This is a genomic window from Bacteroidota bacterium, assembly GCA_016711505.1.
Taxonomy (GTDB): domain Bacteria; phylum Bacteroidota; class Bacteroidia; order AKYH767-A; family 2013-40CM-41-45; genus JADKIH01.
The window spans coordinates 233,774-251,670 of the sequence record JADJSV010000004.1; the positions used below are offsets into that span (position 1 = coordinate 233,774).

Consider the following 17,897-nt stretch of genomic DNA (forward strand, 5'->3'; position numbering starts at 1 on the left):
TCTCGATCAGATTATTAAAAACAATTGTCTCTTCCGTAATTGTCCGGCTTTTAACAATTCTTCGAATTTATTTTTAGGCAACAATTTTATTGCATCCTGATCTTTATATGCCAGCAAGAGTCTGTTCATGAAATTCACATTCATTTGACTTTCCATTTTTTTCAAAAAGTTGAAACATTTGTCTATAGAACATCCAGATGCTGATGTTTTACTTTCATCGATCATAATTACAATAAAGCGATCGTGTAAGACTTCAAAGCTTCCTGACAATGCAACATTATGTGCTGTCCACTCGGAAACAAATTTCTCTAATTCTGATCTTAAATTACTTTGCTCCTCTGTTGTTAATTCACGATCTGATTGATAGATCCAGATTCTTGAATTTTCGGAGAGTGCTGTTGAGGGTAAATACATTTTTTTAACTAATAACTATTAACTAATAATCGATAACTACTGCCCATTCTTAAGATGGACTGTTTTTTTTATTTAATTTTAGGTGTTGCGATGATGGTGGATTTGGTGATCTCGCCGTTTTTATAAATTACTTTTTTTGTAACGTTTGAGTCTTCATGAAGGATCCATTCACCTTCTTCTGAATCATTGACAAATTTTCCTTCGCGAAGTATTGCACCTTTCGGATTATATTCTTTTGCTGAACCGTTCAGAACGCCATCGGAATAAGTGTATTCAACTGATGGTTGTCCGTTTTGTAAATACCAGATTGCTTTACCATCCTTTTTTCCATTCTTAAATGTTGCTTCTTCCTGAAGTTTTCCATCATCATAATAGGCTTTTCTGTTACCATGTAGGATTCCATTCACGTAATTCTCAACTGACTTTATTTTATTGTTAGTACCATAAGTCGTTTTTTGTCCATGGAGAGAATCATCCTTATAAGTTGCATCAACAGAGATCATTGTTCCGGGACCAAATTTTAATAACGAACCATTCTTTTTTCCGTTTTTGAATTCTTCGAGAGAAGTGATCAATCCGGTTGAACTGTAATTCCGCCAGACACCTTCTTTAACGTTGGATTTCATACTGCCTTGTGATACAATAGTACCCTTAGGATTTTTAATCGTCATATGAACTAGTTGCGGATCGTTATTGTCTTTTTCGAAAGTAGTATCATTCAAAAAGTTGTCTTCAACCTTGAATGGCTTTACCTGATCACTCTTTGGAATCTGGGCGAATGCTGTGAAAGGAAACAGCAGCAATAAAACTATTTTATAGCTTTTCATCATATTATTTTGAAGTGTAAAGATAAGGTTTATTGACGCAAAAAATACAAGTGTAAAAATGATGTTTATATGAAAAATGTGGTGTGATTTTATACTATTTCTATCTTTGGAACATGAAAGTTGACATCAGAATTGCATTGCCCGCAGACTATAAACTAATTACTAAAGTTGGACATGATACGTTCTACGAAACCTGGAAGGATGTCAATACTCCTGCGGATATGGCAGTGTATCTGAAAAAAGCTTTTGACCCAAAAGTTATTTTATCAGATCTTGAAAATCCGGCAAATACTTTTCTCATTGCAAGTATAGGCAATGAAGTTATAGGTTATGCAAAAATTCGCCGCGACAGAACCTATGATGAGTTCAAAGGAGAACCGGCAATTGAAATTGAACGGATCTACGTTTTCAATAAATATCAACGACAGAAAGCCGGACAATTATTGATGGATGAATGTCTGCGAATCTCAAACGAAGAAAATTTTACCTGGCTTTGGCTCGGAGTAAATATTGATAACCACAAAGCAATCAACTTTTATAAAAAATATGAATTTGTTATTTTTGGAGAAAAGGGGTTTCAGTTGGGAGATGCGGTGGATACGGACTATTTGATGAAGAAGAAAATTGGTTAATATTTCGTCAACCAGGACAGAGTTCTGGTTAACTCACCTGTCATAAAAATCCTTCTTCTTCAGCAACTTCAAATCCTGAAGAATAGAAGATTTCACATTGATCTGAAAGTTGTAACTCTCTTGTCCGCCGAATGGGATCCAGTTCATACGCATTTCCCAGCAGTGAAGGTCGCGGTAGATATTCAGACTCATGTTTGTGAAACGCCCATCAGATAAATCGTACCAGGAATTGAAGCCAACTTTCCACTGACTTGTTATACTGAGGTCACCATTAAAACTTGCACTTTGTGTGAGTGTTTTATTTAGTCCGCCACGTTTAGAATAATTCATACTGTAACTTACACTCAGATTATATGGGATATCGAAATCTACAAATTCATCAGGATGCTGATTGATGTAATCAATTTCTTCCTGTGAATATTTTCCTGAGTTTTCTTTTTTCTTCGATCTGTTAAGTGAAAAATTCATTGACACGGTTGAACTTGTTAATCGCACCAAACGACCATCCACTTCATATTGAAATTTATCATAGTCATTGCTTTCAGAATCGTAGGCATATGGATCAAGTGTGCTGTTAAAATTAATTCCAACTTTGTCAAAGAGAGTAGTACGGGCTGATAAATTGAAAACACTTAGTTTCATTGAATCGGCAATAAGATTATAGCCACCTGCTAAACGTAGACTTTCAAGTAGTTTTACTTTTTTTGTTACTGCACCGGTATCTGAATTCGTTTTCACTTTCATCTCAAGATTATTGTCGAGAGAAAATCCGAGGTTGGCAAATTTTCCATTCGAAGGACCGCCATAAACAGAATTCTGGAAAATACTATACGTTCTGGTATTTCCATCCGTATCAGTCTGAATTGTTTTATAGTAACCATATCTTTCTTCTCCAAAATCAGGGCGATATGTTATTGAAGCAGCAGGTGTCATAACATGTCTGATGGCTGTGATCGGTCCCTTACTAAGTTGATACATTCCATAGATCCGCGTCGAGATTCCTGCACTTACATTGTATTCGTAAGCATGCTGCGGTTTTTCAACTGTGAAAGTATCAACTGAATTTGTTTCAGTATTCCATCGGTACTGAGTTGTCTTTAGGTATAATCGTTCAGTAAAATTCACTGATGGTGAGAAGTTGATATATTTTAATACATTGAATGAAGTTGAAAGTGGAATACTTGCTCTCAATCCGTTCTTCAGATTCGTCAATGAATTTTCAGCAAAAAGTAAGGTGTCCTTTGTTTCTATGTAATTGATCGTATTCAAAGATAAACTCGTTCCGATCTTTTCATACCAGCGCTGAACACCGAATGCATTCTTCCTTTTGAAAGGAGAAATTCTGGAAATATTAAAACTGAAATCAGGAGCAGAGATGCGGATATCTCTTGTAATTGTATTTTGTGAATGTTGAATTCCTGCACTCAGGTTCATTGGCTTGTCAGGAAAATTATATGAATAGGAAATTGATGACTGAAGTGTATTCGACAAATAATTATTTACACTACTGATCGTATTCTTATAATAATTTGAAGTTCCGGCATTCACTGATGCAGAAAACGTACTGTTTGGACTCGATTTGTTATCCTTGATATGAGTCCAGTTAACATGATAATCTTTCGTCAATGAATAATCAGGTAATTCTTCTTCACTGTTAACTGTATAAGCATATGTTAATTGCAGCCGTCCGGAATATCTGTATCTTTTTTTATATGACGAAGTGGCCTCAAGAGTGTAACTTCCTTTTGTATAAATATCACTTGTCAATGCAAGATCAAAATGATCACTGAATCCGAAATAATATCCAAGATGCTGAAAATAAAATCCACGCTGCGCAGATTCACCGAATGCAGGAAAAATTATTCCTGAACTTCGTCCAACTTTATTAGGAAAAAAACCGAAAGGAATAAGTATTGGAGTAGGGATCTGTTCAATTGTAAGGTAAGCCGGACCGGTTACGATTTTGTTTTTGCTGATCACCTTCAGTCGCCGGGATGTAATGGCAAAATGCGGTGTGTCGAGATTACAAGTTGTATACTGACCATTCTTGATGTAAAAATTATTTTCCGGATCTTTTTTCACAACTTCTCCATGAATAAAGCCATCGCCTTCCTGTGTAATTACATAATTGATCCGTCCTTTCTTGGTCTGAAAGTTATATCGAATGGAATTTGACCTGAACTTTTGTTCCGCCTGAGAGAAATTTGGAGAGCCCTTTAAAACTCCGGAACTGTCTTTTGTTCCTTCAGCAAATAGTTCCTTATTCTGCATATCGATAACGATATAATCAGCTTCAAGATGTAAGTCCTCATAATCCACAGTTGCCTCTCCATACAAGTAAACGATCTCATTTTCAAGGTTTACTCTAATGGAATCTTTCGCATGGTATTTGATTTTAGACTTAATAACCTCATCAGATTCTGCAGTCGTATCCGTTTGCAATGAATCAACAGCAATCACCGTTGAATCGTTGACATTGAGCTTAAGTGTATCGGTTTGAACCGTACTATCGGGCACAATTGATGTACCTAAATTATCTGTCTCTGAACCAACAACAAGTTGTTGAAAAAGAAGCATTAAAATAAGCAATATGAAGAGTGATATTTTAGATACTTGTGAAAACAAATCCTGTCAATTTTCTCGCGTTTCGGTGCCAAAACTAAACAAAAAAAAACTACTGCCTTTTTATCTTTTACGAATCGTCGTTTTATCTTCTGCGGTTCTGCTATTGAGTTCCTTCAATCCGCCTAAAACAAAGCCTTTCGGAATTACAAAAGTCGTGATAGATGCCGGTCATGGTGGACATGATTCAGGCTGTTTGGGTAAAAAGTCGAAAGAGAAGGACATAGCCTTAAAGGTTGCTTTGAAGTTAGGAGAATATATTTCCGAGAAATTTCCGGATGTTAAGGTCATCTATACCCGGAAAACAGATGTTTTCATCGAATTAAATGAACGTTCTGCAATCGCCAACAACGCAAAAGCAGATCTGTTTATTTGTATCCATTGCAATTCAGCATGTTACTACAATAAAAAGAAGAAAAAGGAAGAATGTAATCAGGCAACTTCAGGTGTTGAAACATGGGTAATGGGATTGCATATGACGGAAGCGAACCTGGAAGTGGCAAAACGTGAGAACGAGGTTGTTCTCCTGGAAAAAGATTACACAAAAAAGTACGATGGCTTCGATCCGAATAGCCCGGAAGCAAATATTATTTTTTCACTATATCAAAATACATTTCTTGACCAGAGTCTGAAAATGGCATCACATGTTCAGCAGGAAATGAAAGCGAAAGGTCGGACCAGTCGCGGAGTAAAGCAAGCCGGATTTCTAGTTTTGTATAAGACAACCATGCCCAGCGTTTTGATCGAGACAGGTTTCTTGTCAAATGCTGAAGAGGAAAAATATCTGGCTTCAGCAAAAGGCCAGGAGGAAACAGCAACAGCAATTTTTAAAGCTTTTAAAGCATATAAAAATTCTGTAGAACAAGGCCGAACAGGAAATGAAGGAAGTGTTAAAGCTCCTGATGATACTGCAGAAGTTTTGCCTGAGAAAGAAATAGATAAGACAGTTCTTCATCAGGACCCGATAGAGGTTAAAAACCCTGAAATGGAAAATGATTTTTTCTGGGCAGTTCAGTTTTATGCTTCCCCTGTGAAAATTTCAAAGACAAGTTCTAAATTCAAAGGACTCAAAGAGATACGGGAAACCAAAGAAGGAAAGACGTACAAATATACGACAGGAGAAGTTCAGGAACTTGATGATGCGGTTACACTACAAGAGAACGTCAGAAAAAGGCTTTAAAGATGCCTTTGTAATTGGTTTTTATAATGGTAAAAAAATCAGTTACAAAGAAGCATTCGAGATTTCAAAAAGAAGTAAATGCCATCAATGGAGCGTGACTAAAGGATTTTAGTTACTTTTAGACACTGTTTTAGCCATCAAAAATAAATAGAGAGCCGGTAAAATTTATGAAGTTTTCAAGAGAAGTAAGAATAGGATTGATTATGACTGTAGGAATTGCTGTCCTGTTTTGGGGAGTCAATTATCTGAAAGGTATTGATTTCTTTACACGTCAGCGTTCAGTCTTTGCTGTTTACAACCAGGTTGAAGGACTTACTTCCACAAATCCCGTAATGGTAAATGGAATGAAAGTGGGCATGATCTATCAGCTCGATCTGCAACCAAACGGTCAGATCATTGTTAGTATGCATGTGACCAACAAAGTATTCGTTCCGAGAAATTCAAAGGCAGAAATTTTCAGTACTGATCTGTTAGGTTCGAAAGGAGTCAGACTTGTATTTGGCGACAGCAAAGAAGACATGGTAGATGGCGATACATTATCTGCCGGTGTTCAACTTAGTCTCTCTGATCAGGTAAATGCACAGGTAGCACCCATAAAAGCAAAAGCAGAAAGTCTTCTTTCGTCTATCGATTCAATCTTACTTACAGTTCGGGCTGTCTTTAATGAGAATACAAAAAATAATTTGAGACGATCGTTCGAAAGTATCAGCAACTCTCTGATCTCTATCGAACATGTTGCCGGAAGCATGGACACAGTTCTTGCCAAGCAAGGTCGACTGCGTGTTATCTTCGATAACATTGAGTCGATCACAACAAATCTGAAAAACAATAATGAGAGTCTTACAAAGATCATCACGAACTTCAGTTCTATTTCCGATACACTTGCAAAATCAAAATTAGCTGAAGCAGTTGATCATACTTCAAGAACACTGGAACAAACTTCTGCATTACTGGAAAAAGTAAACAAAGGCGAAGGTTCGCTCGGTATGCTTGCAAACAACGATAGTCTCTACAATAATCTCAATTCATCAGCCCACAATCTCGATGCATTGCTTAAAGATTTCCAGGCGAATCCGAGGAAGTATTTGAAGGTGTCGGTTATTTCATTTGGAAAGTAGTTCAAAGTTCAAAGTTCAAGGTTCAAAGTGGCATCCTACGAAGCATCAACTTTGAACTTTGAACCTTGAACGTTCAAACATCAAAATCATGCTCTCACAACTCCTCTTCACCCTCATCCTCGCTGCAGCAGTCTACCTGTTCACGAAAAATATCAGGAAGTTGATCCGCAATATCAGATTGGGGCGGAATATAGATCGCTCTGATCGGAGTGGGGAAAGATGGATGACAATGATCCGTGTGGCATTGGGTCAATCGAAAATGGTGACTAAACCTATTGCCGGATTTTTACATATCATTGTTTACGCCGGATTTGTAATTATAAATATTGAAGTTCTTGAAATTCTTATTGACGGATTATTCGGTACACACAGGATCTTAAGTTTCGTCGGACCGTTGTATGATTTTCTCATAGGCAGTTTTGAAATACTTGCATTGTTAGTATTACTTGCTTGTGTTGTTTTTCTGATCAGAAGAAATATTATCAGAATAAAAAGATTTACAATGCGTGAACTGACTTCATGGCCGCGCACGGATGCAAATCTGATCCTTATCACCGAAATATTATTGATGTCTGCTTTTCTTACTATGAATGCAACTGATTATGCTTTGCAGGGTAGGGGAATAGGACATTATGTTCAGGCAGGAGCATTTCCTGTGAGTTATTTTTTGTCAGGATATTTCGCCGGATTTTCTGATCATTAACTTGAACTGATAGAAAGAATTTGCTGGTGGTTTCATATCATCGGAATTTTAGCATTCCTGAATTATCTGCCATACTCAAAACACTTACACATACTACTTGCTTTTCCAAATACGTATTACAGTAACTTGGAAAAGAAAGGCAAGTTTACGGATATGGAAAATGTTTCCAGAGAAGTGAAGCTAATGATGGATCCAGCTGTTGTTTTGCCTGACCCATCTCCGTCGATGCCACAAAAATTTGGTGCCAAGGATGTTAATGATCTTAGCTGGAAACAACTGATGGATGCGTATTCGTGTACAGAATGCGGGCGATGCACTGCTGAATGTCCTGCGAATCAAACAGGAAAATTATTATCACCACGAAAGATCATGATGGATACCCGTGATCGTCTGGAAGAAGTTGGAAAAGGAATTGATAAAAATGGCGCTGATCACAAAGATGAAAAATCATTGTTCAGTTACATTACAGAAGAAGAATTGTGGGCATGTACAAGTTGTAATGCATGCGTACAGGCTTGTCCGGTGAACATCGATCCGTTAAGTATTATCATCGATATGCGTCGCTACTTAGTGATGGAAGAAAGTAAAGTTCCATCTGAATTAGCGGGAATGTTTACAAGAGTTGAGAATAATGGCGCGCCGTGGCAGTTTGCGCAGGCGGATAGGGCGAAGTGGACGGAAGGGAACTGAAAAATGAAATGAATGAAGTGAAATGAAGTTAAATGAAGTGAAGTGAAGTGAAAAAGAGGTACGGCTGAAATACAAATTTTATTTACGAAAGAAAAATGCAGATACAAACAATGGCCGATTACGCCGCACGAAACGAAAGCCCTGAAATACTTTTCTGGGTGGGGTGTGCCGGCAGTTTTGATGAGAGAGCACAGAAGATCACTCGTGCTGTTGCGAAGATATTGCATCATTGCGGAGTGAAGTTTGCTGTTTTGGGAACGGAAGAAAGTTGTACGGGTGATCCGGCTAAGCGTGCAGGGAATGAATTCCTTTTTCAGATGCAGGCAATGATGAACATTCAGGTGCTCGATGGATATGGAATAAAAAAGATCGTTACTGCTTGTCCGCATTGTTTTAATACATTGAAGAATGAATATCCTGATCTCGGTGGAAATTATGAAGTAGTCCATCATTCGCAACTTATACAAGCGCTATTCGACGAAGGGAAATTAAAAGTAAGTGGCGGACCATTCGCTGGTAAAAAAATTACATTCCACGATCCTTGTTATTTAGGAAGAGGAAATGATGTTTACGAAGCTCCACGAAATGTAATAGAAAAACTCGACGGTGCATTTTCTGAAATGAAACGTTCACGCGCAAAAGGATTTTGTTGCGGTGCCGGTGGTGCACAAATGTTTAAAGAACCTGAAAAAGGAAATAAAGACGTAAACATCGACCGTACAGAAGAAGCACTTGCTTTGAATCCCGATGTGATTGCAGTTGGTTGTCCGTTTTGTATGACGATGATGACGGATGGGGTGAAGAATTTTAACAAAGAAGATTCTGTTAAGGTATTAGATATAGCGGAGTTGATTGCGCAGGCGGGGGATTTGTAGTTGCTATTGGCTTACTCTTAAACTTACTCTTACTCTAGACTTACATTGCATTCATTAGCTTCCATGTCATTTTTTCAATGCGGTTTGTCCAACAATGCGAAAAATGCTTATTGAACACTTTCTATTTCCATGATCAGGTAATTTCAGTTATATTTTTCATTCATTCTCCATTTTCAACACTCATTAAACCCATATTCACCCTCATTTCCCCCTTTTTACAAAACCCTGACCCTAATCTCTTTGAGTTTTTGGAAATAGTTTTACATTTGAATACTCACTAACACTAACCTAATTTTCAATGAAGAAGTCTCCCTTAGGATTATTCGTTTTTATTTTTACTTGCTTTGTTTTAAATGTTAAAGCACAGATCTTCGAAAACACAAAAGCTGCCGAATTAATTCATGGCGCTGATCTTGTCCGGCTGGATGAGAATCGAAAAACAATTTCATTTGTAAGGTTAAATGTCAATGACCGGTTCTCTGAATCGGAACAACAATTCTGGCTGGAAGAGAAGGTATTGAAATTATCTCCCGGAAATTCTTTTTCACTTTTGAAATCTGAATACGATAATATTCAGATGAAACATAATCGTTTCAAACAATATTACAATTCAGTTCCTGTTGAATACGGAATATTTTATATTCATGTTAAAGGCGGCCTGGTACAATCCGGAAATGGAGAAGTATATGACGTAAAAAATTTAAATGTAAGTCCGGGAATAACAAAGTCTCATGCCTTTGATCTTGCTCTGGATTTTTTTCCTGCAAGTTTATATAAGGATGAACAGAATGATGGACTAGGCGAGATGGAAAGAGGCGGAGAACTTGTGATCTATCCGTACAAAAATACTTTTCGGCTTGCTTACAAATTCGACATCTATGCTTACGAACCGGAATACAAACGTGCCTGGGTCTACATCGATGCACATACGGGCGAAGAACTTTCACAAGTTAACCGAATCCATACAGCTGATGTTGTAGGTACAGCAAATACGGCTTACTGCGGAGTTCAGTCAATCACAGCAGATCAACAGAGTGCAAATTTGTACAGACTCAGGGAAAGTGGTCGTGGAAATGGTATTCAGACTTTGAATCTTAATAATGGAAGTAATTATCCGGGCGCTACAGATTTTACTGATACAGATAATAACTGGCAATCAGTAACCATTGATCAATATGCTTATGATGCACATGCAGGCGCAGAAGCAACGTATGATTTTTATTTATCGAGGTTCGGAAGAAACTCAATTGACAATGCAGGTTTTCAGATCAGGAGTTATGTTCATTACGGTTCAAGTTTTGTCAATGCTTTCTGGGATGGAACTCAGATGACATACGGTGATGGAGATGGAATTGATTACAACCCTTTAACAACAACGGATATTGTCGGACATGAGATCACTCACGGTCTCACGGAATTCACAGCCGGACTTATTTATTCAGGCGAGTCTGGGGCATTGAATGAATCTTTCAGTGATGTTATGGGTGTTACTATTGATCACGCTTTGAATCCAACAACAGCTAACTTTTTAGAAGGTGAACAATGCAGCGTAACGCTGACACCATTCAGGAATATGGGAGATCCGAATCAGTATGAGTGTGCGGATACTTATGGCGGACTTTATTGGAATTTTGGAGACGTTGTGCATTATGATAGCGGCGTGCAGAATTTCTGGTATTACTTACTTTGTAATGGCGGAACAGGAGTGAATGATAATACTGATGCTTATACGGTAAACAGTATTGGTATGACAGATGCAAGTGCTGTTGCTTACAGAAATCTGACTGTTTATCTGACTCCATCTTCAACTTTTGCAGACGCGAGATTTTATGCAATTCAATCTGCGATTGACCTTTTCGGAAATTGTTCTCCTCAAGTCATTGAAGTTACAAATGCATGGCATGCAGTTGGAGTAGGTGGTGTATTTTCAAATGCTGTTATCGCTCAATTTTCTGCACCGCAACTTGATTTTTGTGTTATGCCGGCGACCGTGAATTTCGTAAATACAAGTTTGAATTCTACAACTTACCTATGGAATTTCGGCGATGGTGGAACTTCCACTTCTGCTAACCCTTCTCATACTTACACAACTGCCGGTAGTTTTACGGTCACACTTTATGCATCGGGCACAACTGCCTGTTCAACGAGTGATACACTTATTCGTACTGCATATATTGATGTTTCTAATGGGGGCGGACCAATCACTGCAAATTGTACTCCCGGTAACACTACTAATTGTTGTAATATTGGGATCAACGAATTTCATTTCGGTACGATCAATTCAACTTCAAATGATGCCACTGAAGGTTACAAAGATTTTACATGTACTTACAACACAACTTTAACAGCCGGTGATGCTGTTCCAATAAGTGTTCTGACTTCGACTACAACATCTGAAAATGTAAAAGCCTGGATCGATTATAATAATGATGGTGTTTTTGCAACTAATGAACTTGCGTTTTCTTCTCTGTCAAGAGTAAGAAACCATAATGGTGTTGTTTCTACGCCAACTACAGCTGTACTGAATACACCGCTAAGAATGCGTGTGAGTGATGATATTTCTACGAATACTACATACACAGCGTGTACAACTTTGCAAAACGGTCAAGCGGAAGATTACACTGTAACATTCGTTCCAAACACACTTGCACCTGTTGTAGATTTTTATGCGCAGGATACTCTGATCAATCCCGGCTCTTCAACAACATTTTTTGATATGAGCATTCATGCGCCAACTTCCTGGCAATGGTATTTTCCGGGTGGTACGCCGTCTTCCTCTACGCTAAGAAATCCTGTAGTCACTTATAGTACTGTTGGTACTTATCAGGCAACATTGGTTGTTGCAAATGGATTCGGAAATGACAGTATTACCAAACTTACATATATTGATGTCGTAAGTCAGATAAATTTATGCAGTGGAATAACTACTACTGTCGCGCCCAACGGACAACTTTATGATTCGGGCGGTCCGACAGCAGAGTATCAGGATAATGAATTCTGTACATTGCTTATTGATCCGGGCTGTGCAATAAGTATAACGCTTACATTCTCTTCTTTTGTTACTGAAGGTGGGTATGATTATCTGCGTGTATATGATGGCTCTTCAACATCAGGTACTTTGCTGATGAATTTGAGTGGAAGTAGTTCGCCACCGGCAGTGACTGCAACTTCAGGACAAATGTACATTGTATGGGATTCAGATGGGTCAGTAACTGAACCGGGTTTCTCTGCTTCCTGGGCTTCAAATATTGTTAGCTCTGCTCAGGTAGTGGCATCATATTCGGCCAGCACAACTACACCACCGTTAAATTCTTCAGTTACATTCACAGATAATTCAACAAATGGCCCGTCAAACTGGCAATGGGATTTTGGTGATGGTGGAACATCTATTTTACAAAATCCATCTCATGCTTATACTGCTTCAGGTGCTTATCAGGTAAGGTTGATTGCTTCTAACTGTTCTACAATTGATACAACGTTCGGCACTATCAATGTACAATTACCGCCTGCCATAAATGTTTCTCCCGGATCAATCAATACTTCTCTTTCCTGTGGTGATTCTATCGTTATTCCTGTCACGATCTCTAATTCCGGTAGTGGACAAATGGAATTTGAAATTGATGGATTAGGTTCACCAACAGATACAGTCAACATACTTGCATTTATCAATGGTGTTGATATGTCAACAGAATATCCGAATACGATTGCAGCAATAGGAAGTTCATTTTCCAATTATACACTTACACAATTTACCGGTACAGATTCTGCAGGCTTACGGTCCGCACTAACTGGAAAAAATGTACTCTTATTTCCTGAACAGGAAACTGGATCGATCAACTTCTATCCGGCCTTATCCAATGTTGTAAACGATTTTCTAATCGCAGGAAATACAGTGATCTTATGTGGATCATCATCGAATACTTCGTACCTGAGATTATCAGATATGAATCTGTTCACCGGACTTTACATTTCATCTACAACTTCAGGAAATCTGATAACGAATGATACAACTGATGCCATTACCGATCAGGTTCCATTAAGTTTTACTTCTCCTAATCTTGCGAATTATTATGATTTTACTAATTCAGATAAGGTTGAATTAATCAGTTATAACAGCTACGATGTTGTTTCATATAGAAATGTTGGCTCGGGAAAAGTAATTTATGTAGGATTTGATTTCTATTCATCAAATACTGTTGCAGACAGGATCATGTCAAATGCTGTGAGAAATGCAACCACCAGTTCCGGACTTCCTGATTACCTTTCCGTTTCACCTACATCCGGAACAGTAAATGTCGGTGGATCAACAATCGTTTATGTAACAATTAACACAGCAGGAATGCCTGCAGGAACATACAATACACAGTTCTCAATTATTTCAAATGATCCGGCAAATCCAACAATAAGTTATCCGGTACAATTCACAGTTTCGGGAACTGCTAATGTTATTTTTTCTGATTCATGTGCACTTTTCAGTACGATCATGCAATTCGGAACGGATCGGGATACAATTATTATTCTCAATACAGGATGTGATACACTTAATGTTTCTTCGATCTCAAGTTCAGAGCCGGCATTTACATTTTCACCATCTACTTTCGCAATTCCAAATGGCGGTTCAGCGCCTTTGATCGTTACATTTAATCCGCAATCAATTGGAAGTTATTCCGGCAACCTTACGTTAAATACTAATGACGGTGTTCAGAATATTTGCCTTACAGGCGCAGCAGGTGCAGCTCCTGTTATTGATTTTTATCCTGCTACCATAACTTCAAATTTAAATGCATGCAGTGGCTCGATCACAATTCCTTTATGGGTAATCAATCGCGGAGGAAGTGATCTTGATTTCGAGATCGGTGGAGGAAGCAGTTCCGGTTCAAAGAGAATATTGTCAATGATGTATGGTGTAGATGTGACAAGAGAATATCCAAATACAATAAATGCAATCAAATCACATTTTTCAGGACATACTTTTGATTCAACTTTCACTTCTGATCCGGTAATACTTCAAAGTCTGTTGACAAATTTTGATGTGTTGTTATTCCCGGAGCATGAAACTAATGCAGGTTACTATTCATCCATTGCAACAGTTGTTCAGGATTTTGCTGATAATGGTGGGGTTGTAATTGTTTGTGGTTCTATCGGTACGGGTATTCAAACAAGAGTATTTGACATGGGATTATTCTCCGGAACTTATGTCGGGAATGTAAACTCAGGAGGAAATTGCATCGTTAATGATACTTCAGATAGTTATATGGATAATGTACCTGCGACCTTCCCTGTATCAAATTCAACATTCTTTCTAGATATCACTAATTCTGATAAAGTGGAATTAGTATCTTATAATGGATATGATGTAGTTTCTTATCGCGATTATGGAAGTGGAAGAGTTATGTATGTCGGTTATGATTTTTATGATACCAGCAGCGCAACATCTTATATAATTTCTAATGCAATAAGATTCGCAAATACAAACGGTCTGCCGGATTGGCTTTCTATCGATCTTGCCGACGGAACTGTAACACCATCTGATTCTATTCTGATCTATGTAACGTTGAATTCTTCTTCATTAGCAGGAGGGACTTATTCAGATTATATCTATGTTACTTCAAATGATCCATTACATCCTTTGGATTCAGTACCTGTAATTTTAAACGTTGGATTTAATCCTTGTGCTAATTTTGAACACACCGATGTAAGTACGTGTACCGGTGTTGTCAATTTCACGGATGAGTCTTTCAATAATCCAACTTCATGGAGCTGGACTTTCGGAGATGGTGGCAATTCTTCTTTACAGAATCCTTCACATGTGTATACTGCGAATGGTATGTATAATGTAAAATTGGTGAGTTGTAATTCTTATGGCTGTGATTCAATAACGATATCTGTTCTGATCTCAAATGTTGGGGGGCCTCTTCCCGCTGTATGCTTGCCGGCAACAACTGCTTATTGTTGCAATATGGGAATTACAAATTTTGAATTCTATACGATAAATAATTCAACCAATGATGCTATTGATGGATACGTTGATTACTCATGTACAATTGGTACGACTTTGAATGTGTCAGGTACATATCCTATTTATATCACAACAGGATTAACGTACAATGAAAATGTGGTTGCATTCATTGATTATAATAATGACGGTTCGTTTAATCAGACAACAGAGAAAGTCTTCGAATCTCTGAATGTATTGACAAACCATTTTGGTTTCGTAACCGTACCATCAAATGCTGTAATTAATTCACCATTAAGAATGCGAATTATGTCTGACTATTATACAAATGCCACACCTGTGCCATGTACAAATATACAATACGGACAAACCGAAGATTACACAATTACTTTATTGCCGAATACAGTTCCGCCAATTGCAGACTATGTGGCCTCAGTTATAGGATCTTGCTCAGGTGAAGTGCATTTTTCAGATAGTTCGTTGAATTATCCGACAGCATGGTCATGGGACTTCGGTGATGGCAACACTTCTACAGCACAAAATGCTGTTCATTATTATTCAGCATCGGGAACTTATAACGTCACATTAACTGTAACAAATCCTTATGGAACTGATTCTTATGTTTCAAGTGTAACTGTTCAGGTAACACCTGTTGCGATCAGCATCACCGGAACAAGAATGCCAAACCAGATGTTGCAATTCAATGGTATTTCAGCAGGTGCAACTTCATTCAACTGGGACTTTGGTGATGGTTATTTTGCAGGATTGCAAAATCCAACACATGCATATGCTTCAAATGGAATTTACATTGTGGCATTGACAGTTCAAAACGGTTCATGTACTGTTACAAAGTATGATACTCTGGAAATTGGAGTGATTGGTGTTGAAGAATTACTTTCGGAAGAAAATCTTGTCATTTCGCCGAATCCTTTCAGTGACGAAGTATCGATTAACTATTCAGTCATCGGAGGAAAAAAAGTTACTCTTCAGATCACAGACATTACCGGAAAATTAATTCGTAATCTCGTACTCGACGAAATCCAAACTGCCGGAGTTCATAAATATACCTTCAAAGGAAATGCAGAAGGCGTTTACCTCGTTCATCTTTTAATAGGAGAGGATTTGGTTACCAGGAAAGTTGTTAAGGTAGCCGGAAATTAAAAGTGAAAAACGAAAAGTGAAAAGTGAAAAATTGCTTCGTAGGTGACTACGAAGCGATTTTTCACTTTTCACTTTTCACTTTTCACTTAAATAAACCTATTCCCCCCACATCCTTTCCCAAAGCGCCTTCAAAGCCTTCTTCCCGGACCCTTCAATCCGTCCACGTTGAATTACCATATCATTGTTAGCATCTTCACCAAGCATGAAGCGGAAAACAAAATTGGATTCGTAATTGTCCCAGCCGGAGGTCTGACCAAAACGAATGTCGCTGAAATAAACCTCACCCTTGATTGAATCGATAACGTAGTAACCTTTCGCAAAACGTTTTAATTTCTCTATACTTTCATCTTCAGGAAGATTTTTTAATATACCTTCATTCTGTGCGTGAAAAATAAATTTTACATCACCTGTTTTATCAAAAACAGATTTATAACCTGTGTAAAATCCACTGTCTGTTTTTGCAACGAGATACCAGAGAAAATTATTCAGTGGAGTAGGTGTAGTGAAATAATCTGATGTATTCAATCCCTGCTTTGCAAGTTGTTTTTCTGTATTTGAATGAATATATATTTTATCACATACTGCCATTATCAGATACATACCACAAATGATAAATGCTCCTTTCGTCCATTTATCTCTGGCGGGATTATCATTTTTCAGGATCAACAAAGCTATTGAAGAGACCAGTAATGCAATTGTAAAGAAAGGATCAGCAACGAAAAGTAAATTGAAACTTACTCGTAAATGATCGAAAGGTTCAAGCCAGCCGGTACCGTAGCACGTAAAGGAGTCAATTATGATATGTATGAAATTTCCTGATCCGAAAATCAATAGCCAGTCTTTGAAAAGCATTGTAGCACTCCGGTTGTATCTTGAAAACAGGAAGGCAAGCAGAGGACTCAAAAGCAGGGCGAACAATATGGAATGGGTGAATCCTCTATGGGCTAAAAGTGAGTCGGCCTGGTTCATGTAAAGAGATGTAATCACATCAATATCAGGGATATTATTTGCAATTGCTCCCCAAAGCATTGCTTTTTTACCGATTTTTTTACCTGCAATTGCATCTCCGATACAAGCCCCAATAACCGTGTGTGTCAATGAATCCATTGTTCTGCCTTCTGTGTTAATTTGTTGGCAAAAGTAGAGTTTTGAAAAGCATTAAAACGTAACTTCGCCGAAAATTTATCAAATGGAGGTAGGAAACAACAAAGTAGTGACTGTGACATATCAGCTTCACTCGAATTTGCCAACAACTGAAAAAGCTCATGTGGAAACTGCTGATAAAAGCAATCCGCTACGCTTTATTTATGGCGCAGGAATGATGATACCGGGTTTTGAAAAAGGCCTCTCAGGTAAATCAACCGGAGATTCTTTCGGTTTCACAATTAATCCGGAAGACGGTTATGGAGAAAATGATGCATCGGCAATCATTGATCTCCCAATTGATATCTTCAAAGTGGATAATGTGATTGATTTGAATTTACTGAAGATCGGAAATGTTTTACCGATGAGTGATAATTCCGGAAATGTTCTGAATGGAAAAGTTATTTCTTATGATGACAAAGCTGTAAAGATGGATTTCAATCATCCTCTTGCCGGACATGAACTACATTTCACAGGAGAAATTATCGAAGTGCGCGAAGCTACTGAAGAAGAAGTCTCTCATGGACATGTGCATCATGGAGATGAGCATGGACATTAATAAATACGTTTAATGTT

General features: G+C 37.9%; 10 protein-coding genes and 1 pseudogene. 7 read left to right on the top strand and 4 right to left on the bottom strand.

Features of this window, described 5'->3' with window-relative positions:
• Positions 1 to 6 precede the first annotated feature (6 nt).
• Positions 7 to 414: an ABC transporter ATPase gene (locus IPL24_09010; protein MBK8363809.1), complete on the bottom strand. Its 408-nt coding sequence runs from the start codon at positions 412 to 414 to the stop codon at positions 7 to 9.
• Between the two features lie 68 nt (positions 415 to 482).
• Positions 483 to 1,241, bottom strand: a complete 759-nt coding sequence (locus tag IPL24_09015) for a toxin-antitoxin system YwqK family antitoxin (protein ID MBK8363810.1) — start codon at positions 1,239 to 1,241, stop codon at positions 483 to 485.
• Positions 1,242 to 1,354: 113 nt separating this feature from the next.
• Between IPL24_09015 and IPL24_09020 the strand changes: the two genes are divergently transcribed.
• Positions 1,355 to 1,873, top strand: a complete 519-nt coding sequence (locus IPL24_09020; GenBank protein ID MBK8363811.1) for a GNAT family N-acetyltransferase — start codon at positions 1,355 to 1,357, stop codon at positions 1,871 to 1,873.
• Between the two features lie 33 nt (positions 1,874 to 1,906).
• Here IPL24_09020 and IPL24_09025 read toward each other — a convergent pair whose 3' ends face one another.
• A complete protein-coding gene (locus IPL24_09025; protein MBK8363812.1) occupies positions 1,907 to 4,450 on the bottom strand; it encodes an LPS-assembly protein LptD in 2,544 nt (847 codons plus the stop codon).
• 13 nt (positions 4,451 to 4,463) lie between these two features.
• On the opposite strand from IPL24_09025, the gene IPL24_09030 reads away from it, so the two are divergent.
• The 5 genes and pseudogenes from IPL24_09030 (at position 4,464) to IPL24_09050 (ending at position 16,178) form a co-directional block, all read left to right on the top strand.
• Positions 4,464 to 5,675 (top strand): N-acetylmuramoyl-L-alanine amidase, encoded by a 1,212-nt coding sequence (locus tag IPL24_09030; GenBank protein MBK8363813.1) that lies wholly within the window; start codon positions 4,464 to 4,466, stop codon positions 5,673 to 5,675.
• Between the two features lie 167 nt (positions 5,676 to 5,842).
• Positions 5,843 to 6,793: an MCE family protein gene (locus IPL24_09035; GenBank protein ID MBK8363814.1), complete on the top strand. Its 951-nt coding sequence runs from the start codon at positions 5,843 to 5,845 to the stop codon at positions 6,791 to 6,793.
• An 88-nt stretch (positions 6,794 to 6,881) separates the two neighbouring features.
• A pseudogene (locus IPL24_09040) lies at positions 6,882 to 8,186 on the top strand ((Fe-S)-binding protein).
• A gap of 110 nt (positions 8,187 to 8,296) precedes the next feature.
• A complete protein-coding gene (locus tag IPL24_09045; protein ID MBK8363815.1) occupies positions 8,297 to 9,061 on the top strand; it encodes a (Fe-S)-binding protein in 765 nt (254 codons plus the stop codon).
• 298 nt (positions 9,062 to 9,359) lie between these two features.
• Positions 9,360 to 16,178: a PKD domain-containing protein gene (locus IPL24_09050; GenBank protein ID MBK8363816.1), complete on the top strand. Its 6,819-nt coding sequence runs from the start codon at positions 9,360 to 9,362 to the stop codon at positions 16,176 to 16,178.
• A gap of 96 nt (positions 16,179 to 16,274) precedes the next feature.
• Here IPL24_09050 and IPL24_09055 read toward each other — a convergent pair whose 3' ends face one another.
• Entirely contained in the window at positions 16,275 to 17,285 is a 1,011-nt protein-coding gene (locus IPL24_09055; protein MBK8363817.1) for a metal-dependent hydrolase, read from the bottom strand.
• 82 nt (positions 17,286 to 17,367) lie between these two features.
• Here IPL24_09055 and IPL24_09060 point away from each other — a divergent pair, with 82 nt between their 5' ends.
• Positions 17,368 to 17,880, top strand: coding sequence for a peptidylprolyl isomerase (locus IPL24_09060; GenBank protein ID MBK8363818.1), 513 nt, complete (start codon positions 17,368 to 17,370; stop codon positions 17,878 to 17,880).
• Positions 17,881 to 17,897: the final 17 nt, after the last annotated feature.